The organism is Streptomyces sp. N35 (genome assembly GCF_016464295.1).
GTDB lineage: Bacteria > Actinomycetota > Actinomycetes > Streptomycetales > Streptomycetaceae > Streptomyces.
Window position 1 is genome coordinate 1 of the sequence record NZ_JAEIMH010000192.1, and the last position, 1542, is coordinate 1542.

The following is a 1542-nucleotide window of genomic DNA, read 5'->3' on the forward strand; positions in this document are numbered from 1 at the left end:
CGGCACCGCCCCGCAGGCCGGCGCCGCCCCCGCCACCGCGGTCGCGCCCCCCGCGGGGCCCCTGCTGCCGGCCGGCGCGCTCGTCGCGCTCGTGCTCACCGACTGGACCACCGCGGTGGCGTTCGCGGTCGGGATGCCGCTGCTCGCCCTGCTGCTGCGGCTGTTCGTACGGGCCTCCGGCGACAGCAGCGAGCGGTATCTGGCCGCGCAAGGGCTGATCGCCGGGCGGCTCGTCGAGGCGGTACGGGGCGCCCGTACGGTCGCCGCCGCCGACACCCGGGACCGTGAAGCCGCCCGTATCCTCGCGCCGTTGCCCGAACTGCGCCGCCAGGGTCTGCGGATGTGGCGGGTCCAGGGCCGCTCCACCGCGCAGGCCGCGACGCTCCTTCCGCTGCTCCAGCTCAGTGTGCTCGCCGTTGCCGGACTCCGGGTCGCGGCCGGCGAGCTGAGCGTGGGCGGGCTGTTCGCGGCGTGGCGCTATGCGGTGCTCGCGACCGGGATCGGGGCGTTCGTAGGGCAGTTGAACGCGCTCGTGCGCGCCCGGCGGGCGGCGGACCGGCTCCAGGAGATCCTCGACCTGCCGGCGCCTCGCCATGGAGCTTCGCAACTCCCGTCCGGAACAGGCTCGTTGGAGTTCCGGAATGCCGTCGTACAGCATGGCGGCCGCACAGTCCTGAACGTTCCCGCGCTCCGCCTGCCCGGTGGCTCGGTCACCGCCGTCGTGGGGCGCTCCGGCAGCGGCAAGTCCTCGCTCGCCGCGCTCGCCGGACGGCTCGAGGACCCGTCCGCGGGGAGTGTGCTGCTCGACGGTGTCCCCCTGCCCGCGCTCACCCATACCGCCCTGCGCACGGCGGTCACGCAGGCGTTCGCCCGCCCCGAACTGGTCGGGGCCACCGTGCGCGACACGATCGCGCTCGGGGTGCGCGATCCCGGTGAGGCCCGGGTCGTGCAGGCCGCGCGCGAAGCCTGCGCGCATGCCTTCGTGCGCCGGCTGCCCGCGGGCTACGCCACGCCCTGTCCGTCGGCCCCGCTCTCCGGCGGCGAACGTCAACGCCTGGGTCTGGCGCGCGCGTTCACCCGGCCCGGCCGCCTCCTCATCCTGGACGACGCGCTCTCGGGTCTCGACTCCGCTACGGCGGCCCGGGTCGGAGAGGTCCTCTTCCGGCCGTCACCGTCCCACGCCCGCCTGGTGGTGGGCCACCCCCCGCGGGAGGGCGGCCCCCCGGGCCGGGGGGGGGGGGTGGAGGGGGGGGGGGGGGGGGCGGGGGGGCCCCATGCCGAGCTGTGGGGGGATCCGGCGTATCGGGAGGTGTTCGGGGGTGGGGAGTAGGCGCTGGGGGGTCCGGGTGGCGTCGGCGGAGAGCCGACGGGCGGACGGCGAGGACGTGTTCGCGGGTCGCGCGAACGAGACGGCCGTCCCGGCGGGGGAGACCCCCGCCGGGCAGATGCCCGCCCCGCGGCCCTCTGTTGCCGGCCCGTCCGGTCCTGGGCCGTCCGGTCCTGGGCCGTCCGGTCCTGGGCCGTCCGGGCCTGGGCCGTCCG

The 1542-nt window shown here is 77.4% G+C and carries 1 protein-coding gene; it reads left to right on the plus strand.

Going from position 1 to position 1542, the window contains the following annotated elements:
* Positions 1-1330, plus strand: a 1330-nt coding sequence (locus JAO81_RS41795) for an ABC transporter ATP-binding protein (RefSeq protein ID WP_267913129.1), incomplete at its 5' end; no start/stop codon positions are given.
* Between the last annotated feature and the right edge of the window lie 212 nt (positions 1331-1542).